At 73.2% G+C, this 18,357-nt stretch carries 15 protein-coding genes and 2 pseudogenes; 5 read left to right on the top strand and 12 right to left on the bottom strand.

Annotation, left to right across the window (positions count from 1 at the left end; genetic code table 11):
- Positions 1-33: 33 nt before the first annotated feature.
- Entirely contained in the window at positions 34-405 is a 372-nt protein-coding gene (locus ACSNOD_RS02230) for a DUF779 domain-containing protein (RefSeq protein ID WP_436764998.1), read from the top strand.
- Between the two features lie 77 nt (positions 406-482).
- The gene (locus ACSNOD_RS02225) at positions 483-1,694 is read left to right on the top strand and encodes a phosphodiester glycosidase family protein (RefSeq protein ID WP_436764979.1); all 1,212 of its coding nucleotides are present in this window, start codon (positions 483-485) and stop codon (positions 1,692-1,694) included.
- 23 nt (positions 1,695-1,717) lie between these two features.
- Here ACSNOD_RS02225 and ACSNOD_RS02220 read toward each other — a convergent pair whose 3' ends face one another.
- From ACSNOD_RS02220 to ACSNOD_RS02180, 9 genes and pseudogenes are all read right to left on the bottom strand, one after another.
- Positions 1,718-1,912 (bottom strand): hypothetical protein, encoded by a 195-nt coding sequence (locus ACSNOD_RS02220; protein WP_436764978.1) that lies wholly within the window; start codon positions 1,910-1,912, stop codon positions 1,718-1,720.
- A gap of 119 nt (positions 1,913-2,031) precedes the next feature.
- Entirely contained in the window at positions 2,032-3,000 is a 969-nt protein-coding gene (locus ACSNOD_RS02215) for a phosphatidylinositol-specific phospholipase C/glycerophosphodiester phosphodiesterase family protein (protein WP_436764977.1), read from the bottom strand.
- A gap of 178 nt (positions 3,001-3,178) precedes the next feature.
- Positions 3,179-3,910: an ABC transporter ATP-binding protein gene (locus ACSNOD_RS02210; RefSeq protein WP_436764976.1), complete on the bottom strand. Its 732-nt coding sequence runs from the start codon at positions 3,908-3,910 to the stop codon at positions 3,179-3,181.
- Positions 3,903-4,955 carry an ABC transporter ATP-binding protein gene (locus ACSNOD_RS02205; protein WP_436764975.1) on the bottom strand — a complete coding sequence of 351 codons (1,053 nt, stop codon included), beginning with the start codon at positions 4,953-4,955 and terminating at the stop codon, positions 3,903-3,905. Before ACSNOD_RS02205 ends, ACSNOD_RS02210 begins: the two co-directional genes overlap by 8 nt.
- A complete protein-coding gene (locus tag ACSNOD_RS02200; RefSeq protein WP_436764974.1) occupies positions 4,952-5,842 on the bottom strand; it encodes an ABC transporter permease in 891 nt (296 codons plus the stop codon). Before ACSNOD_RS02200 ends, ACSNOD_RS02205 begins: the two co-directional genes overlap by 4 nt.
- On the bottom strand, positions 5,835-6,800 hold the full coding sequence (locus ACSNOD_RS02195) for an ABC transporter permease (RefSeq protein WP_436764997.1): 966 nt from the start codon (positions 6,798-6,800) through the stop codon (positions 5,835-5,837). The genes ACSNOD_RS02200 and ACSNOD_RS02195 overlap by 8 nt, the downstream gene beginning before the upstream one ends.
- A 23-nt stretch (positions 6,801-6,823) precedes the next feature.
- The gene (locus ACSNOD_RS02190) at positions 6,824-8,470 is read right to left on the bottom strand and encodes an ABC transporter substrate-binding protein (protein ID WP_436764973.1); all 1,647 of its coding nucleotides are present in this window, start codon (positions 8,468-8,470) and stop codon (positions 6,824-6,826) included.
- Positions 8,471-8,565: 95 nt separating this feature from the next.
- A pseudogene (locus tag ACSNOD_RS02185) lies at positions 8,566-9,818 on the bottom strand (acyl-CoA dehydrogenase family protein).
- Positions 9,815-11,032: an acyl-CoA dehydrogenase family protein gene (locus tag ACSNOD_RS02180; RefSeq protein WP_436764972.1), complete on the bottom strand. Its 1,218-nt coding sequence runs from the start codon at positions 11,030-11,032 to the stop codon at positions 9,815-9,817. The pseudogene ACSNOD_RS02185 and the gene ACSNOD_RS02180 overlap by 4 nt, the downstream one beginning before the upstream one ends.
- A 294-nt stretch (positions 11,033-11,326) precedes the next feature.
- Here ACSNOD_RS02180 and ACSNOD_RS02175 point away from each other — a divergent pair, with 294 nt between their 5' ends.
- Positions 11,327-12,748 carry a family 2B encapsulin nanocompartment shell protein gene (locus ACSNOD_RS02175; protein ID WP_436764971.1) on the top strand — a complete coding sequence of 474 codons (1,422 nt, stop codon included), beginning with the start codon at positions 11,327-11,329 and terminating at the stop codon, positions 12,746-12,748.
- Positions 12,749-12,870: 122 nt separating this feature from the next.
- Positions 12,871-14,298: a family 2B encapsulin nanocompartment shell protein gene (locus ACSNOD_RS02170; RefSeq protein ID WP_436764970.1), complete on the top strand. Its 1,428-nt coding sequence runs from the start codon at positions 12,871-12,873 to the stop codon at positions 14,296-14,298.
- A gap of 53 nt (positions 14,299-14,351) precedes the next feature.
- Here the strand turns inward: ACSNOD_RS02170 and ACSNOD_RS02165 are convergent, their stop codons facing one another.
- The 3 genes and pseudogenes from ACSNOD_RS02165 to ACSNOD_RS02155 all read right to left on the bottom strand — a co-directional run bounded on the left by ACSNOD_RS02165 (position 14,352) and on the right by ACSNOD_RS02155 (position 16,819).
- Positions 14,352-15,287, bottom strand: coding sequence for an ABC transporter substrate-binding protein (locus ACSNOD_RS02165; protein ID WP_436764996.1), 936 nt, complete (start codon positions 15,285-15,287; stop codon positions 14,352-14,354).
- 189 nt (positions 15,288-15,476) lie between these two features.
- A pseudogene (locus ACSNOD_RS02160) lies at positions 15,477-16,136 on the bottom strand (ABC transporter permease); the annotation flags it as partial.
- The gene (locus ACSNOD_RS02155; protein ID WP_436764969.1) at positions 16,133-16,819 is read right to left on the bottom strand and encodes an ABC transporter permease; all 687 of its coding nucleotides are present in this window, start codon (positions 16,817-16,819) and stop codon (positions 16,133-16,135) included. The pseudogene ACSNOD_RS02160 and the gene ACSNOD_RS02155, both read right to left, overlap by 4 nt.
- Before the next feature lie 328 nt (positions 16,820-17,147).
- Here ACSNOD_RS02155 and ACSNOD_RS02150 point away from each other — a divergent pair, with 328 nt between their 5' ends.
- Positions 17,148-18,296, top strand: a complete 1,149-nt coding sequence (locus tag ACSNOD_RS02150; RefSeq protein WP_436764968.1) for an ABC transporter substrate-binding protein — start codon at positions 17,148-17,150, stop codon at positions 18,294-18,296.
- Positions 18,297-18,357 lie beyond the last annotated feature (61 nt).

Genomic DNA, 18,357 nt, shown 5'->3' with positions numbered 1-18,357 from the left:
GAGGTGGCCCCGGCGGTGGAGGTGGCCCCGGCGGTGGAGGTGGCCCCCGCGGTGGAGCTGACCCCGGCCGCCGCCGCGCTGCTGCGGCGGCTTCGCGCCGCCCATGGGCCGTTGATGTTCCATCAGTCCGGCGGCTGCTGCGACGGCAGCGCCCCCATGTGCTACCCGGCGGGCGAGTTCCGTACGGGTGACTCCGACGTCCTGCTCGCCTCGCTCCCCGTGCCGGGATTCCCGGAGGACGTGCCGTTCTGGATGTCGGCGAGTCAGTACGAGCGCTGGCGGCACACGCGGTTGATCGTCGATGTGGTGCCCGGCCGGGGCAGCGGGTTCTCGCTGGAGGCGCCGTACGGGGTGCGCTTCCTGATCCGCTCGCGCCTGCTCGGTGCCGGGCCCGGCAGCGAGTGAGACCGGCGGGCACGGCCTCTCCCCCGTCGGCGCGGGCCACGGCGCGCGGACCGGTCGTCCCCCGGGCGGTGGTCGCGGTGATCGCCCTCTGGTCGCTGCTGATCGGGGCGGTGGTCGAGGCCCGCCCCGCCGCGGGGGCCGCCCCGGGGCCGCGGATCACCGAGCGGACGCCCGTCGCCCCGGGGGTCGGCTACGAGGAGTTCACCCTGCCCGCCTCGCAGGGCGTGGCGTACGGGCACCTGCTGCGGGTGGATCTACGACATCGGCGTGTCGCCGTCGATCTGCTGTACCCGGGGGCGGTCGGTGCCCGGGCGCCGGTCTCCCGGCTGGCCGACGAGCGCGGGGCGGTCGCCGCCGTGAACGGCGACTTCTTCCATCTGACCGAGGTGCAGCACCCGGGCGTGGAGGCCACCGGCGCTCCGGTCGGCCCGGCCATCGCCGGCGGCCGCCGGCTGAAGGCCGCCGTGCCGGTCGGGCAGCGCTTCGGGCCCGCCCTGCCACCCGGCACGTCCACCGAGGACGTCCTCGGGGTGGGGGTCGACCGGCGCGCCCGCCAGGACCGGCTGCGGCTGCGGGGCGCCGTCCGTACGGCGGGCGGCGAGCTGCCGCTCGGCGGGCTCAACCAGTACGCGCTGCCGGTCGGCGGGATCGGCGCGTTCACCCCCGACTGGGGCAGCGCCTCACGGGTGCGGGCCACCTGTGGCACGGATACCGACCGGAGCGCCCCGTGCAGTACGGAGACCCACGAGCTGACGGTGCGGCACGGGCGTGTCGTGCGGGTTTCCGACACGCCCGGGCGCGGTCCGATCGAGCCCGGTTCGGTGGTGCTCGTGGGCCGGGAGGCGGGCGCCCGCGCCCTCCGGGGGATCACCCTGGGAGAGGCGGTGCGCGTACGCCATCGGCTGGTGCCCACGGTCTCCGCCGTTCCGCTCGTCTTCGCGGTCGGCGGCTATCCGATCGTGCGCGGGGGCCGCCCCCTCGACGGGGTGGACGACCGGACCGCAGCGCTGCGTACGGCGGCGGGCCTGAGCGAGGACGGGCGCCGGCTGCTGCTGCTCGCCCTGGACGGCTCGGTGCCCCACCGGCCCGGCCTGACCGTCGCGGAGCTGGCGGCGGTCATGGTGGATCTGGGGGCCGCCCACGCGGTCAATCTGGACGGCGGCGGCTCGTCCACGCTCGCCGTCCGTGCGCCGGGAGCGGCGGGAGTCACCGTGCGCAACCACCCCTCGGGGGGTGTGGAACGGCCAGTTCCGCAGGCGGTCGGGGTGTTCGCCCACCCCGAGCCCTGACAGTCTGCGCCTCCGCCGCCCCGTCAGGGGCGCAGGCTGCCGACGAGACTCGCCGTCGCCGACACCCCGTTGTGCACGGTCGGCGCGATGCTGGTACCGGACAGATAGAAGCCCAGCAGCACGCACACCAGCGCGTGCGAGAACTTCAGCGATCCGCTGCGCAGAAAGACCACCGCCAGCACCACGAGCAGAAGCACCACTGAGATCGATACGGCCATGGACAGGACCTCCTGAGCAGCCGCGGCGGCGAGACATACGGCGGTGGCCAGTCAGTCTGGCCCACCGCCGCCGCATTCCCGGCCGTTCGGGGGTCGGCCGAACGGGTGTTGACGCTCCGTTACCGCCTCTCGCCGTCATGCGCCCGGAGGAACGCCTCCAGTCCGGGCAGGTCATCGGTATTGATGTGATCCACATCGGCGGCCACGAGCTCCCGCCAGAGCGCGTCACGCGCCGGCCCCGGCGTGTCGGGCGTGGCCCAGAACCGGACACGCCGGCGGTGCGCGTGCGCCTCGCCGACGATGGCGCGCAGCCTCGCCCGCTCGGCCGCGGGCATGGGGCCGGCGCCCTGCCAGGAGAAGGTCTTCGTCCAGTCGGCGCTGATCAGGGGGCAGAAGGAGGCGGGCGCGGCCCCGCCGAGGTCCTCCAGCCGGCCGTCGTAGAAGGCGTGGCGGGTCCGCTGGGCCTCCATCGGGGCCCGGGCGGCCCGGTCGCCGGAGACGACGGCGGTCACGGCGCCGAGGTGCGCCGCTCCGCTCGTCGCCACGCTCAGCATCTCGCGGTAGCGCCGCAGGCACCGGTCGAGTTCGCGGTAGGTCGCCTCGCCCCGGTTCTTGATGTCGATGAGCAGTTGCACGGGCACCCGGTGGCCGGGGTGGACCCAGCCGCCGCCCCGGCGGACCCGGGCGAGCAGAGGGTCGAGGTAGAGCGCTTCGAGCGTGCGCTCGGGCCGCAGGTCCCAGGGGTCGTGGCCCACCAGCAGGCGCCCACCGACCAGCCAGATGTCGGCCTCGACGCTGGTGAAGTGGTGCGCGAGGGCGTCGGCGAGGGGGCGGGGGTGCTCGTAGTCGTTGTGCGCGTGGGCGCGGCGCAGCGGGGCCTCGGTGCCGGTGACGGCGGCACGGGTCCCGGCAGCGGTGGCGGCGGTACGGGTCCCGGCCCCGGCGGCGGCCGCGCGCGGGGTGGCGGCGCCCCGCGCGGCGGGAGCGGGGGCCGTGGCCCACGCGGAGGTCGGCGCGGCGGCTGCCAGCCCGCCGGCTATGGCGGTGCCGAGGGCCGTGACGACAGTACGGCGGGAGGGACGCGGCATGGAGGCTCTCCGGGCTGGTCGGTGACAGCGGCGGTCCGCAGTATCGACGCTCCGGAAAGCGATGGGCAGAGCCGTGCGGAGAGTTCGCCGAATGTTGGCCGAACGGTCGTACGAGTGCGCGTACGCGTACGGGGTGGGCGTCCGCGTACGGGGCCGGCCCGCGCCGCTGGTGCCCCGTTCAGACCCCCGTGCCCGGCTCCGCTCCGGTCACCGCCTCGACCGCCGCCGAGGCCGCCGCCGGGGCCGCCGGGCCGGCGGACGTCAGGTCCTCCCAGCGCACCGTCCGGTCGCACCACCGCTCCAGGAGCACGCGGTCGTGGCCGACGGCGAGCAACCCCGCGCCGGTGGTCCGGCGGTACTCCTCGACCACCGCCACCAGCGCGGCGGTCGTCGACGCGTCGAGCATCGCGGTCATCTCGTCGCACACGAGCCAGCGCGGGCGCAGCACGAGGGCGCGGGCCAGGCAGGCCCGCTGCAACTGGCCGTCACTGACCTCGTGCGGGCGCCGGGCGAGCAGATCCCGGCCGAGCCCGACCGCCTCGGCCAGCTCGGGCACCCTGGTCGCGATCTCGTCGCGGCGGCCAGTGGCCCGCAGCGGCTCCGCGACGATGTCGGCGAGCCGGAGCCGGGGGTCGGCGGCGAGCCGCGGCTGCTGGAACACCACGCCGAAGGCGGTACGGGCGTCCCGGGGGGCGCGGTGCCGCCAGCCGCGCACCGGCGCGCCGTCGAGGACGACGTGCCCCTCGTCGGGCCGGTGCAGCAGCGCCGCCACCTTGGCGAGGGTCGACTTGCCGCAACCGCTGGGCCCGAGCAGCCCGATGGACTCCCCGGGGCGCAGGGTCAGGGACACCTCGCGCACGACGGGCTTGCGGCGCTCGTAGCCGGCGGTGATCCGACGCAGTTCAAGCACGGGGGCGCTCCTCCGGGCCGCTGGTGGCCGCTTCGACTTCCGCGCCGCCGTCCAGCGGGCGGTGACACGCCACACCGTCCACCAGAGCCGGAAGCACCGCGCAGTCCTCCGCCGCGCCCGCGCAGCGCGCGGCGAACGCGCAGCCGCCCGGCAGGTCCCCCAGCTCCGGCGGCATGCCGGGAATGGCGGTGAAGGCCCGGCTGGGCAGGGCCTGGAGCAGGCCATGGGCGTAGGGGTGCCGGGGCCCCGGGCGGCCGAAGAAACGCGCCGCCGGGGCGATCTCGACGATCCGCCCGGCGTACATCACGGCCACCCGGTCGGCGATCCGCTCCGCCGCCGCCAGGTCGTGGGTGATCATCAGGAGCGCGCGCCCCTCGTCGGCGTGGCGGCGCAGCTCGTCGACCGTACGGTCGACGAGGTCGCGGTCGAGGCCCGTGGTGGGCTCGTCCGCGAGCAGCAGAGGGGCGTCACCGATGAGCGCGAGGGCGGTGGCGGCGCGCTGCGCGAGCCCGCCGGAGAGCTCGTGCGGATACCGGTCGAGGTGGCCGGCGGGGAAGGCGGCCCGGTCCGCCGCGGCCTCGGCCGCCTCGCGCAGGGCGCGCCGGCCACGGAGTCCGGTCAGCTCCCGGACGGTCTCCTCCAACTGGGAGCGCACGGTGCGCACGGGCGTGAGGTGTGCCGAGGGGCTCTGCGGCACCAGGCCGATCCGGCGCCCGCGCACGGTGCGGGCCAGGGTGCGTTCGTCGGCGCGCAGCACGTCCACGTCGCCCAGGAGCGCCGTTCCGGCGGTCTGCGCGTTGCCCGGCAGCAGGCCCAGCAGCGCGGAGGCCAGCACGGACTTGCCGCAGCCGCTCTCGCCGACGAGCGCGAGGCACTCCCCCGGCGCGAGGTCGAAGGTCGCGCCGGACACGGCGGCGACATGCCGGCCACCGCGCATCCGGAAGCGGACGGACAGGTCCCGGACGGACAGTACGGGTGCCGGCGCCGGGGCCGGCGCGTGTACGGGCGCGGGTGCGGACGCGGGTACGGGCGCGGGCTCACTCACAGCATGAGCTCCGATCGACGGCGCGGGTTGATCCGCTCGCGCCACACGCCGGCCAGGCCGGCGATGGCGAGCGTGGGCACGATGATGAACAGCCCCGGGAAGAGGGTCGGCCACCAGTGGCCGGCCAGCAGGGAGCCGCGGGCGGTCTGGACGAGGGTGCCGAGGCTGGCCTCGTGCGTGGGCAGGCCGAGCCCGAGGAAGGAGAGCGCGGACTCGTGCCAGATGGCGTGCGGCACCATCAGTACGGCGGCGAGGCCGGCCTGCGGCAGTACTCCGGGCAGCAGATGCCGTACGGCGACCCGCCAGCGCGAGGCGCCGCCGGAGACGGCGGCGTCGACATAGGGGCGCGAGCGCAGGGACAGCACTTCGGCCCGGACGATGCGGGCGGTCGACAGCCAGTGCGTCAGCGCCACCGAGACGACCACGGGCCACACCCCGGGCCGGAACAGCGCGACGATGAAGATCCCCAGCAGCAGGTGCGGCACGGAGGAGAAGAGGTCGACCACGCGCATCACGACGCGGTCGGCCCAGCCCCCGAGGGCGCCCGCCGCGGCGCCCACGGCCGTTCCGATGACGGTCGCCGCGAGCGCGGCGACCACGCCGACGAGCAGGGACACCCGCAGCCCGTAGACGCAGCGCAGCAACAGATCGCGCCCGACGTCGTCGGTGCCGAAGGGGTGTGCCCAGGAGGGCGGCTGGAGCTTGGCCGCCAGGTCGACGGCCTGTTCGTCGAGGTGCGCGACGGCCGGCACGGCGATCACCGCGAGAACGACGGCCGCGACGAGGACGGCGGAGGCCCAGACGCGCACGGTCCGGGTGGAGCGGCGGGTCCGGCCTCGGGCGATCCAGGCGACGTCCGCGGCGCCGTCGGTCATCCGTTCAGCCATCGAATCCCACCCTGGGGTCGGCGAGCCCGTACAGCAGATCGGAGAGCAGGTTGCCGGCCAGCACGGCCGCCGTCGCCAGTACGGTCAGCGCGGCGAGGAGGGGGAAGTCGACGGAGGTGGCCGCCTCGACGGTCGCCGCGGCGATGCCCGGCCAGCTGAAGACGGTCTCCACGAGCAGGGCTCCGGTGATGAGCTCGGGCACCCGCGAGCCGATCAGGGTGAGCACGGGCAGCATCCCGGAGCGCAGGGCGTGGCGCAGCAGTACGGTGCGCTCGCTCAGGCCGCGGGCGCGGGCGCCGCGCACGGGGTCCTCCTCCAGCGCGTCCCCGACGCCCTGGCGGACGTACAGCGTGAACCAGGGCAGCTGGGAGACGGCGAGGACGGCCGCGGGCAGCACCACGTGGCTCGCCACCTGGCCGGCGGTGACGACGTCAGTGCCGGTGTCGGTCAGTCCTCCGGCCGGGAGCAGGTCGAGCTTGAGGGCGAACAGCCAGACGGCCAGGAGGCCCAGCCAGAACGGCGGCGCGGCCTCCAGGGAGTACGCGGCGGAGGTGACGGCCCGGTCGACCAGGGAGCCGGGGCGGCGCGCGGCGAGCACGCCGAGCACCGTGCCGAGCAGCACCGCCACAGCGAAGGCGACCGCGCACAGCAGGGTCGACCAGCCGAGGCGCTCCCCGATGACCTGGGCGACCGGCTGGCGCAGGGCGCTGGAGTCGCCGAGGTCGCCGGTGAGCGCGGCGGTGAGCCAGTGCCACCAGCGGACGACGAACGGCTGGTCCGCGCCGAGGTTGGCGCGCAGCTGGTCGAGGTTCTCCTGGGACGCGGTGAGCCCGGCCGTGCCCGCGTAGGCCTTCACGGGGTCGAAGGGCGAGGCGGCGGCGATCGCGAAGACGCCGAAGGTGACGGCGAGGAGGACGGGCACGGCGAGCAGTGCCCGCCGTCCCGCCATCCGTGCCATCGGCCCCCAGGGGAGCTGCCGGGTCACTTCTTCGGTGCCCAGTCCTCGACGTTCCACCAGGGGCCGGAGGCCAGGCCGTGGTCGTGCGGCTCGACCTGGGTGGTGAGGCCCTCCCACCGGTCGGCGATCACATAGAGGTGATCGATGTGGGTGAGGAAGGTGTAGCCGGGGTTCTCGGCGAGCTTGCGCTGGATGGTGTCGTACGCGGCCTTGCGCTCCTCCGGCTTGCCGCTCTGCCGGCCGTCGACGAGTGCCTTGTCGACGTCCGGGTCGGAGTAGCGGGCCATGTTGTTGAAGCCGTCGCCCGCGAGGGAGGAGTGCAGCAGGGAGTACTGGTCGAAGTCCGGGTCGGCGGGGCTGCCGCCGCCGGCGAGGACCGCGTCGTCCTTCATCCGCGGCTCGATGACCTCCCAGGTGCCGCTCTGCACCTTCACCTCGATGCCGGCCTTCTTGGCGTCGGAGGCGTAGGCGAGGGCGTGGTCCTGGCGGAGCTTGTCACCGGTGAGGTACCAGAGGGGGAAGGAGGCGCGCCGGCCGTCCTTCTCGCGGATGCCGTCGGCGCCCGGCCGCCAGCCCGCGTCGTCGAGGATCTTCTTCGCCTTCTCCAGGTCGTGGACGCGCTCGGTGCCCTTGGCGAACCAGGGGCTGTCGGTGGGCACCGGGCCGTACGCGGCCTTGCCGCCGCCGTCGAGGATCTTGTCGACCATGGCCTGGCGGTCCACGGCGACGTCCAGGGCCTTGCGGACCGCGGTGTCGCCGGTGACCGGGTTCTCGGTCGGCAGGGTCACGGTGCGGTAGTCGTAGGTCTTCGCGGCCAGCGTCTTCCTGCCCTGGTCGCCCTTGAAGGTGGCGGCGAGGTTGGGCGGGAGGATGGCGCCGTCGAGGTCGCCGCTGCGCAGCCGGGTGGCGCGCACGTCGTCGTCCTTGATGATCGCCATGGTGAACTTCTTCACCGCGGGCTCGCCGCCCCAGTACTGCGGGTTGGCCTTGAAGGTGAGCTTCTCGCCCTTGCGCCAGTCGGTGAGGATGTAGGGGCCGGTGCCGATCGGCTTGGTGCCGAAGTCCCCGCTGTTGACGTCCTGCTTGCCGGCTATGTGCTCGGGGGCGATGGGCAGAACGGTGCGCTCGGCGAAGGGGGCGTAGGGGTACTTGAGCTCGAAGACGACCGTCCTGTCGCCTTCGGCCCGCACCTCCTGGAGGGCGTCCAGCTCGGCCTTGGAGGCGTTGTTGGTGTTCTTGTCCAGGATGGTCCGGTAGGTGAAGACGACGTCCTTGGCGGTCAGCGGCTGTCCGTCGCTGAAGCGCACCCCGTCACGCAGGGTGTAGGTGTACGTCCGGCCCTCGTTGGTGATCTTCGGGAGCTCGGCGGCCAGGGCGGGCTTGAGCCGCATCTCGGCGTCGTGCGTGAGCAGACCGTCGAAGATCTTGGAGTTGCCGTCCTTGCCGTAGCCGAGCAGCGGGCTGAGCGTCTCGGGCTCGTTGGCGATGCCGACGACCGCGGTGTCGGCGGCCTTGCCCGCGCCCTTGTCCCCGCCCGGGGTGGAGCAGGCCGCGGCACTCGCCACCAGCGCGCCGGTGAGCGCGACGGCGGCCCACGGACGGAGGGACCTGCCGGACCGGGCGGCGGCCGCGGCCCGCGGCACTGATGAAGATCGACTGTTATTGCGCATCGTCCGCAATTAAACACGAGTGCGAAGGGTGACCTTTCCTCCGGCCCCGGCGCCGCCGCCGACCCTGTCGGGGCCGGCGGCGCGCGGGCCGCGCCTCACGCCGGGGGCCCGGGCAGCTCCACCAGCTCGGCGAGCGCGGCCCGGTGCCGGCCCGGGGTGCCCAGCGCCAGTTCGTCGGCCTTGGCCCGCTTGAGCCGTAGATGCGCCGGATGCTCCCAGGTCATCCCGATGCCGCCGTGCAGTTGCACGCACTCCTGGGCCGCGTGGACGGCGGTCGGGGAGCAGACGGCCTGGGCGAGGCGGACGGCCACCGGGGTGTCGGGGCTGCCGGTGGCGAGCGCGTCCGCGGCGTGGCGGGCCGCGGCGCGGGCGGAGACGAGCTCCAGCCAGAGCGCGGCCAGGCGGTGCTTGAGCGCCTGGAAGGAGCCGATGGGGCGGTTGAACTGGTTCCGCTCCCGGACGTGGCGGACGGTCTCGTCCAGGCACCACTCGGCGAGCCCGAGCTGCTCCGACGCCAGCAGCCCGGCGCCGGCGGTCAGCGCGCGGGTGACCGCCGGCGCCGCCGTGTCCGGCCCGGCGAGCCGCCGGCCGGGGACGGCGTCCAGGGCGATCTCGGCGAGCGGCCGGGTGGCGTCCAGGGAGACCCGCGGGGTTCGGGTCACGCCGCTCGCCATGCCGTCCACCGCGTGGAGCTCCGGCCCCGAGGGCCCCTCGGCGGGCACGAGCAGTACGGTCGCACTCGCCCCGTCGGCCACGGCGCGGACGCGGCCGGTGAGCCGGCCGCCGACCTCGACCCGTACGGGCGCCTCGCTCCGTACGGATGCCTCCGTCCGTACGGGCGCCTCCGTCCGTACGGACGGCGCCGGGCCGGAGTACTGCGCTGGACCGGAGTACGGGGCCGTGGTGAACGGCACGGCGAGAGCCGCCGTGCGCTCTCCGGTGGCGAGGCCCGTCAGCAGCGCGGCGGCCTCGCGTCGGCCTCCCGGCCGCCCTCCCCGGCGCAGCCGAGCAGGGCCTCGACCGCGATCACCGCGCTGGTCAGATACGGGGCGGGAGCGACACTGCGGCCGAGTTCCTCCAGGACCACGGCGGCCTCCCGGGCCCCGGCGCCCTGGCCGCCGAGCTTCTCGGGCACCAGGAGCCCGGCGGTGCCCATGTCCGTCGCCAGGGCGCGCCACAGCTCGGGGTCGTACGGTTGGGGCGCCTCGACGCGGGCCAGTACGGCGGCGGCGTCGCAGCGGTCGGACAGCAGGGACCGTACGGCGGCCCGCAGATCCCGCTCCGCCTCGGAGTACAGCAGATCGGGCGCGGGCCCCTGGCCGGCGGGGGCAGCGGTGGCGTCGCTCATCGGGCCAACTCCCGCCAGGGAACGTCCGTGTCGGTGCGTGGCTCCTGCGGCAGCTCGAGGACGCGTTCGGCGACGATGTTGAGGAGCACCTCGGAGGTGCCGCCCTCGATGGAGTTGCCCTTGGCGCGCAGATAGCGGTAGCCCGCGCCGCGCCCCGCGAAGTCGACGATCTCGGGGCGGCGCATGCTCCAGTCGTCGTACAACAGGCCGTCCTCGCCGAGCATCTCGACCTCCAGTCCGCTGATCTCCTGGTTGAGCCGGGCGAAGGCGAGCTTCATCGCCGAGCCCTCCGGGCCCGGCTGGCCCGCCGCGAGGCTCTGCCGGAGCCGCTCAGCGGCCAGCCGGGCGGCCTCCGCCTCGACCCACAGCCGCAGCAGCCGCTGGTGCAGGTCGTGGGTGCGCAGTTCCGGGCGGGCCCGCCAGGTGTCGGCGACGATGCCGATCAGCCCACCCTCGCGGGGCAGCCGGCCACCGCCGATGGCCACGCGTTCGTTCATCAGGGTGGTCCGGGCCACCCGCCAGCCGTCGCCGACCTCGCCCAGCCGATGGCGGTCGGGCACCCGCACCTCGGTCAGGAATACCTCGTTGAACTCGGCCTCGCCGGTGATCTGGCGGAGCGGGCGCACCTCGACACCGGGGTCGGTCATGTCGCAGAGGAAGTAGGTGATGCCCCGGTGCTTGGGCACGTCGGGGTCGGTGCGGGCCAGCAGGAGGCCCCAGCGGGCGACATGGGCGCTCGACGTCCAGACCTTCTGCCCCGTGACGACCCAGTCCTCGCCGTCCCGCACGGCGCGGGTGGCCAGCGCGGCGAGGTCGGAGCCCGCGCCGGGCTCGCTGAAGAGCTGGCACCAGACCTCCTCGCCGAGCCACAACGGGCGCAGGAAGCGGCGCTTCTGCTCGTCGGTGCCGTAGCGCAGGATGGTGGGGGCGGCCATGCCGAGTCCGATGGCGATGCGGCGCGGGTCGTTGTCGGGCGCGCCGACGGCCTCGAGTTCGCCGTCCACGACCGCTTGGAGGGCACGAGGGGCGCCGAGGCCGCCGAAGCCGCGGGGAAAGTGCACCCAGGCGAGTCCGGCGTCGAAGCGGGCCGCGAGGAAGTCGGCGCGATCGGTGGTGCCAGGGTCATGACGAGCGATCAGTTCGCGGGTGAGGCGGCGCAGTTCATCGGCGTCCGGTTCATCGGCGTCCGATCCGGCGGGTGCGGTGGCGGCCATGGCGTGTCTCCTTCCGGAAGACGGCCGTTTCCGGGGCTGATCCGGTCGCATACTAAGCGGTCGCTCGGCTCCGGGGAACGGCGTCTGCCAGGGGAACCTGCGGCCGACATGAGCCAACGGCGATTTTCGGACAGTAAAATGACCCCCATTATTGCCTGGCATTCAATCGACCAACCCACTCTTTTGAGCGATTCCAGTGCGCCATTCGGGGCTGCTAGCGTCGTTGACGGGACGTGATCAAGCAGTCACGCCCCGGTCCGGAAGCCATATCGCGAAGATTGGGTGGCGTCCCTTATGACGACGTCGACGGATTCGACCTCTTCCGCTGAGGACGGGCAGTCCCACGGCGAGGTGCGGCAGAGCCTCGGCACGGCGGCCGCGCGGAATTTGGCGACCACGACCAAATCCGTTCCCCAGATGCAGGGCATCACCTCCCGTTGGCTGCTGCGCCTGCTGCCCTGGGTCCATGTGCCCGGCGGCACCTATCGCGTGAACCGCCGGCTGACCCACACCGTCGGCGACGGCCGCATCGAGTTCGTCTGCACGGGCCCGCGCGTTCAGGTGATCCCCGCGGAGCTGGGCGAACTGCCCCTGCTGCACGGCTTCACCGAGGGCGCGGCGCTCCAGGCCCTCGCCGACCGCTTCGTCCAGCGGGAGTACGGCCCGGGAGATGTGATCGCCGAGGCCGGGCGCCCCGCCGACCGTCTCTTCCTGATCGCCCACGGCAAGGTCACGCAGCTGGCCCAGGGCAAGTACGACGAGCAGGCCGTGGTGGGCACGCTCGGCGACGGCGATCACTTCGGCGCCCACGCGCTCGGCGCGCCCGAGGCCGAGTGGACCTACACCCTCAAGGCCGTCACCCGATGCACGGTGCTGGAGTTGCGCCGCCGTGACTTCGAGGAGATCACGCAGGGGTCCGAGGCCCTGCGCGGTCACCTCCGGCAACGGTCGGCCGTCCCCCAGCAGCGGCACAACGAGCACGGTGAGGCCGCGATCGATCTGTCCGCGGGCCACACCGGCGAACCCCTGTTGCCCGGCACCTATGTCGACTACGAACCCGCCCCGCGGGAGTACGAGCTGAGCGTCGCCCAGACGGTGCTGCGCGTCCACAGCCGGGTCGCCGACCTCTACAACGAGCCCATGAATCAGGTCGAGCAACAGCTGCGGCTGACCGTGGAGGCCCTGCGCGAGCGCCAGGAACACGAACTCGTCAACAACCGCGAGTTCGGCCTGCTCCACAACGCCGACCTCAGGCAGCGCATCCGGACGCGCTCGGGCCCGCCCACCCCCGACGACCTCGACGAGTTGCTGGCCACCGTGTGGAAGGACCCCGGGCTGATCCTGGCGCACCCCCGGGCCATCGCGGCGATCGGACGGGAGTGCACCAAGCGCGGCATCCACCCCGACACGATCGACCACCAGGGGCATTCCGTGCCCGCGTGGCGGGGCGTGCCCATTTTCCCGTGCAATAAGATCCCGATCTCCGAGAACCGCACCACCTCCCTTCTGCTGCTGCGCACCGGCGAAGCGAACCGAGGGGTCATCGGATTGCACCGCACGGGCCTCGAGGACGAATATCAGCCGGGCCTGTCCGTGCGTTTCATGGGCATCAACGAGAAGGCCATCATCTCCTATCTGGTGACCGCCTATTACTCGACCGCCGTTCTTGTTCCGGACGCTCTCGGAATTCTGGAGGACGTCGAGATCGGCCACTGACCGGGACCCTCTCGACGCGGCCTCCCGGCCGCCGCACCGCCGTCACCGCCGCACCGCCGTCACCGCCTCGACCGCATCCGCTTCGCATGAACACTTCGCAGAGAAACAGGTGAAGTCCGCAGATGACCACGACCGTGGACCCCAGCTCCGTATCCCAGAACGGACAGAGCCCACAACAGCAGAGTCTCGCCACCGCCGCGGCTCGGAACCTGGCGACCACCACCAAGTCCGTGCCGCAGATGCAGAACATCTCGTCGCGCTGGCTGCTGCGGGTGCTGCCCTGGGTGCAGGTGACGGCGGGCACCTATCGCGTGAACCGACGGCTGACCAGCACCCTGGGCGACGGGCGGATCGAGTTCGTCTCGACCGGTGCCGAGATCCGGGTCGTCCCGGCCGAACTGCGGGAGTTGCCACCGCTGCGGGAGTTCGACGACGCCGCGGTGCTGGAGGCCCTCGCCGACCGGTTCGTGCAGCAGGAGTACGCCGCAGGCGATCTGATCGTCGAGTCCGGCCAGCCGGCGGACCGGCTGGTGCTGATCGCCCATGGCAAGACCGAGCAGCTTGGCCGGGGCAAGTACGGCGACCCCACGGTGCTGCGGGTGCTCGCCGATGGTGACTACATCGGCGAGCGGCTGCTGACCGACGAGGACGGCGACGCCACCTGGGACCACACCGTCAAGGCCGTCACCGCCTGCACGGTGCTCAGCCTGCCGAAGGCGGCGTTCGACGAGGTGGCCGGCGGGGCCGAGGGGCTGCGCTCCCATCTCACCGCCTTCCGCGAGGCCCCCAGGCGGCCGCAGAACAAGCACGGTGAGGCCGCGATCGATCTGTCCTCGGGCCACACCGGCGAGCCCTTGCTGCCCGGTACCTATGTCGATTACGAGCTCAAGCCCCGCGAATACGAACTGAGCGTCGCCCAGACGGTGCTGCGCGTCCACAGCCGGGTCGCCGACCTCTACAACGATCCCATGAACCAGGTCGAGCAGCAGCTGAGGCTGACCGTGGAGGCCCTGCGCGAGCGCCAGGAACACGAACTCGTCAACAACCGCGAGTTCGGCCTGCTCCACAACGCCGACCTCAAGCAGCGCATTCACACCCGCTCGGGCCCGCCCACCCCCGACGACCTCGACGAGCTGATCTCCCGGCGCCGCAAGACCCAGTTCCTGCTGGCGCATCCGAGCACCATCGCGGCGATCGGCCGGGAGTGCAACAAGCGCGGAATCTACCCGACGGGCGTGGAGTTCCAGGGACAGCATGTGCGGGCCTGGCGTGGCATCCCGCTGCTGCCGTGCAACAAGATCCCGATCAGCGAATCCCGGACCAGTTCGATTCTGGCGATGCGTACGGGCGAGGCGGATCAGGGTGTCGTCGGGCTCCACCAGACCGGGATTCCCGATGAGATCCAGCCCGGGATGAACGTCCGTTTCATGGGCATCAACGAGAAGGCCATCATCTCCTATCTCGTGAGCGTCTACTTCTCGGCGGCCGTGCTGGTGCCGGACGCGCTGGGCATCCTGGAGGACGTCGAGATCGGCCACCACGACACCTGAGGGACGCCGCCTGGGGCCGGCCGCCCCGGTCCGCGGGGCGGCCGGCCGGGGGGTCAGATCAGCTGGCGCGCGGACAGATAGGCGCGGGCGACATCGGCGGGCAGCCGGCGCCTGATGTCGACCTGGCGGTTGAGGTCGGCGAGGTCCTCCGTGGTGAGGACGGTGTTCAGCCGGTCCAGTGCCCGAGCCACCCCGGGGCCGCCCGCCCGGGCGCGGTTGACGAGGGGCACGATGTAGTCGGCGTTCTGCAGCCGCTTGTCGTCGGCGAGCAGGACCAGACCGAAGGTGTCGAGCGTGGCATCGGTACTGGTGGTGAGCACCATCTGGTCCTCCCCCGAGCGGACGGCCTGTTTGGCGGGGGCGGTGCCCACGCCCTTCGGGTCGATCGCGGTGATGTCGATGCCATAGGTCTTGCGCAGGCCGGGGGCGCAGTACGGCCGCTGGACGCATTCGTCACCGGCGGCCAGCCGTACGGGCAGACCCGATCTGCCGAGGTCGCTGAGGGTGGCGAGGCGGTGCTCGGCGGCGTAGGAGGCGGCGACGGCGAAGGCGTTGCGGTCGACCGCCCGGCCGGGCGCGAGCACGGCGAGGCCGCGCGGCTCGGCCAGCCTCCGCAGCGCCGTCATGGTGGGTTCCAGCTCGGGCGAGGCGACGGGGGGCGCGTCGGGGCCGTGGGTCTTGGCGTTGAGCCAGTCGGCGAGGGTGGCCGCGTACTCGGGGACGACGTCGATCTGGCCGCGTTCCAGGGCCGGTTCGTACAGCTCGCGGTTGCTCACCGTGAGGATGCGGGTGGTGTAGCCGGCCTTGCCGAGCAGCAGGGCGTACAGATGGGCCAGCAGCTCGCTCTCGGTGAAGCCCGCCGATCCTATGGCGAGATTTCTGCTGTCCCCGGGTGGGCCGGTGACCTCTCCCCGGCGCTCCAGGGCGGGCCCGCCGGCGCAGCCGGGCGCGCACAGGAGGGTGGCGAGCAGCGCGAGCGGGATCAGCAGGGTCGACAGGGCCCGGTGGGTCGGGCGGACCGGCCGCCCCGGGCGGTGGCCGAGGAGTCGTCGGGCCCGTGCCGGCAGTCCCCGCGCGGGCCCGGGCGGGCGGCCCGGTGGCCCGCCGCGCGGGCGGGCGCGCAGCGCGCCGGGGAGGAGCCGGGGCCCCAGGACGAACACGCCCTCGACCGCCAGGGCCAGCGCCGCCACCAGCACCGCCCCGGCCACCACCTGGGGTGTGCTGGCGAGGTGGAAGCCGGCGGTGATGATCCTGCCCAGTCCCCCGCCGCCCGCGAGCGCGGCCAGGGTGGCGGTCGCGACGAGTTGTACGGCGGCGATCCGTACCCCGGTGAGGATCATCGGCAGGGCGAGGGGCAGCTCGACCCCGCACAGCAGTTGGCGGCCGGTCATCCCCATGCCGCGCGCCGACTCGACGACTTGGCGGTCGACGCCCCGCATGCCGACATAGGCGTTGGTCAGCAGCGGCGGCACCGCGAAGAGCACCAGGGCGACGACGGTGGACCACTGCCCATGGCCGCCGAGCGGGGTGAGCATCAGCAGCACGAGGACGGCGAAGGTGGGGACGGCCCGGCCGGCGTTGGCCAGGTTGACGGCGAGGGCGCCGCCGCGCCCGAGGTGCCCGAGGACGACGGCGACGGGGAGGGCGAGCAGGCAGCTCAGCCCCAGGCAGAGGAAGGTGAGTTCGGCGTGCTCGGCCAGCCGGTGCCTGATGCCGCTCTCGCCCGCCCAGTGCGCCGGGTCCGTCAGCCAGCCCCATGCCTCGCCCAGGGTGTTGCCCGCCAGGGACGGCGCCTCCTCCGCGAGCGGCGCTCCGACCCGCCCGGCGGCGGCGCTCATGGGCCCCGTCCCGAGGCCCGCTGCCAGGGGGAGAGCAGCCGCTGCACGCCGAGCAGCAGCAGGTCGGCCGCGATCGCGATCGCCACGCACAGCGCGGAGGCGGTGAGCACCTCGGCCTTGAAGTAGGTGTTCATCCCGGAGTAGATGAGATTGCCGAGGCCGCCGTAACCGACGATGGCGCCCACGGTGGCCAGCGAGACGGTGGACACCGTGGCGATGCGCAGGCCCGCCATCACGGCGGGCAGCGCCAGCGGCAGTTCCACGCCGAGCAGCATGCGCAGCGACCCGTAGCCCATGCCGCGCGCCGCCTCCCTGGCGTCGTCGGGCACGGCACGCAGACCGGCCAGGATGTTGCGGACCAGCAGGGTGAGCGAGTAGAGCGCGAGCCCGGCCACGACGACGGCGGCCGAGAGGCCGTAGAGCGGCAGCAGCAGGGAGAACAGGGCGAGCGAGGGGATGGTGTAGACGACGGTGGTCAGGCCGAGGACCGGCCCCGCCGCCCAGCGCCGGCGCCAGGCCAGCACCGCCAGCGGGGCCGCGACGGCCAGCCCGAGGGCCACGGAGACCACCGTGAGCTGAAGGTGCTGGAGGACGGCGTTCAGCAGGATCTCGCGGCGGCTGCTCAGGTAGTCGCCGCAGATCCAGTCGTTGTGCGCCAGGCAGTCGTCCGGGGGCGCGCTCACCCCACCATTGCAGCCCGGTCCACGGGCGCCCGCCCGGCGGGCTCACCCGTTCGGGTGCGGCGCCCGCCGCCGTGGTGATCAAGGGGCCGGCCCGGGAAGCGAGCGTTTTCGGCCACCCGCCGGCCGCCCGTCGGCCGCCCGACCTGCCGGTCTTTAGCCGGACAACTCACCATTGAATCGACACACCGTGAAGGAAATGCGGCTGACTCGTGTCCATCCGTACACCCATTCGTCATGGACACACTCAGTAATGGAGCGTCTACGGGTGTGACGGTCCTGATCGTCCTACCCGCTGTCCCCCCGCTCACGCCCCTCACTGGAGCTCTTTGTGTTCGTGCACCGTGCCCGTCTGGCCGCCGTCGCCGGCGGCCTCGCCCTCGCCACCCTGGCGCTCAGCGCCTGTGGCGACTCCGCCCCGGAAGCAGTCGACCCCGAGAAGCTGAAGACCGCGACGTCCGCGGAGGAGATAGGCGGCATGGAGGCCCTGATCGCGGCGGCGAAGAAGGAGGGCACCCTCAACGCCATCGCGCTCCCCCGGAACTGGGCGAACTACGGCGCCGTGATCGACGGCTTCACCCAGAAGTACGGCATCGAGGTCAAGGTCGACAGCCCCGAGGGCTCCAGCGAGGACGAGATCAACGCGGCCACGACCCGCAAGGGCCAGCCCACGATGCCCGATGTGCTCGACCTCGGCGGCACCTTCGCGCAGACGGCCGCCGAACAGGGCCTGCTGGCGCCGTACAAGGTGGAGTCGTTCGACAAGATCCCCTCCACCCAGAAGGACCCGCAGGCCCGCTGGTACAACGACTACGGCGGCTACATCTCCATCGGCTGCGACGCCAAGCGCGTGGTGAACTGCCCCACGAGCTTCGCCGATCTGATGAAGCCGGAGTACAAGGGCAAGATCGTCCTCAATGGCAACCCGACCAAGTCGGGTGCCGCGTTCGCCGGTGTGTACGCCGCCGCCCTGGCGAACAAGGGCTCCTTCGACGACATCCAGCCCGGCCTCGACTTCTTCAAGCAGCTGAAGGAGAAGGGCAACTTCACCACCGTCGACTCCTCCCCCGCCACGGTGGAGAAGGGCACCACGCCCATCACCATCGACTGGGACTACCTCAACGCCGGCTACGCCGACCAGTACCGCAAGAAGGGCCTGGACTGGCAGGTCAACATCCCCACCGACGGCGTCTTCGCGCAGTACTACTCGCAGGCCATCACCAAGGACGCCCCGCACCCGGCGGCGGCCCGGCTGTGGCAGGAGTACCTCTACAGCACCGAGGGGCAGAACCTCTGGCTGGAGGGGTTCGCGAGACCCGTTCTGATGCCGGCCATGGAGAAGGACGACACCATCAACAAGACGGCCGCCGCCTGGCTGCCGCCGGTTCCGGTGCCGGGTGAGCCGACGTTCCCCGACGCGGCGCAGACGACGAAGGCCAAGGCCGCCGTCGCCCAGGGCTGGCCCAAGGTCATCGGCTGACCACGCGACGGCCGAAGCTGGCCGAAAGCGGCGGGGGGGGGGGGGGGGGGGGGGGGGGGGG

The organism is Streptomyces sp. URMC 123 (assembly GCF_051386515.1).
Taxonomy (GTDB): Bacteria; Actinomycetota; Actinomycetes; order Streptomycetales; family Streptomycetaceae; genus Streptomyces.
The sequence above is the reverse complement of the archived record's forward strand: the minus strand, read 5'-3'. Positions and strand labels throughout refer to the sequence as shown.

Excerpts from the sequence above, each read along its gene's own strand:
- ACSNOD_RS02180 (WP_436764972.1), bottom strand. The coding sequence starts at position 11,032 with ATGGCCGCCACCGCACCCGCCGGATCGGACGCCGATGAACCGGACGCC.
- ACSNOD_RS02170 (WP_436764970.1), top strand. The coding sequence starts at position 12,871 with ATGACCACGACCGTGGACCCCAGCTCCGTATCCCAGAACGGACAGAGC.
- ACSNOD_RS02220 (WP_436764978.1), bottom strand. The coding sequence starts at position 1,912 with ATGGCCGTATCGATCTCAGTGGTGCTTCTGCTCGTGGTGCTGGCGGTG.
- ACSNOD_RS02175 (WP_436764971.1), top strand. The coding sequence starts at position 11,327 with ATGACGACGTCGACGGATTCGACCTCTTCCGCTGAGGACGGGCAGTCC.
- ACSNOD_RS02190 (WP_436764973.1), bottom strand. The coding sequence starts at position 8,470 with ATGCGCAATAACAGTCGATCTTCATCAGTGCCGCGGGCCGCGGCCGCC.
- ACSNOD_RS02215 (WP_436764977.1), bottom strand. The coding sequence starts at position 3,000 with ATGCCGCGTCCCTCCCGCCGTACTGTCGTCACGGCCCTCGGCACCGCC.
- ACSNOD_RS02195 (WP_436764997.1), bottom strand. The coding sequence starts at position 6,800 with ATGGCACGGATGGCGGGACGGCGGGCACTGCTCGCCGTGCCCGTCCTC.
- ACSNOD_RS02200 (WP_436764974.1), bottom strand. The coding sequence starts at position 5,842 with ATGGCTGAACGGATGACCGACGGCGCCGCGGACGTCGCCTGGATCGCC.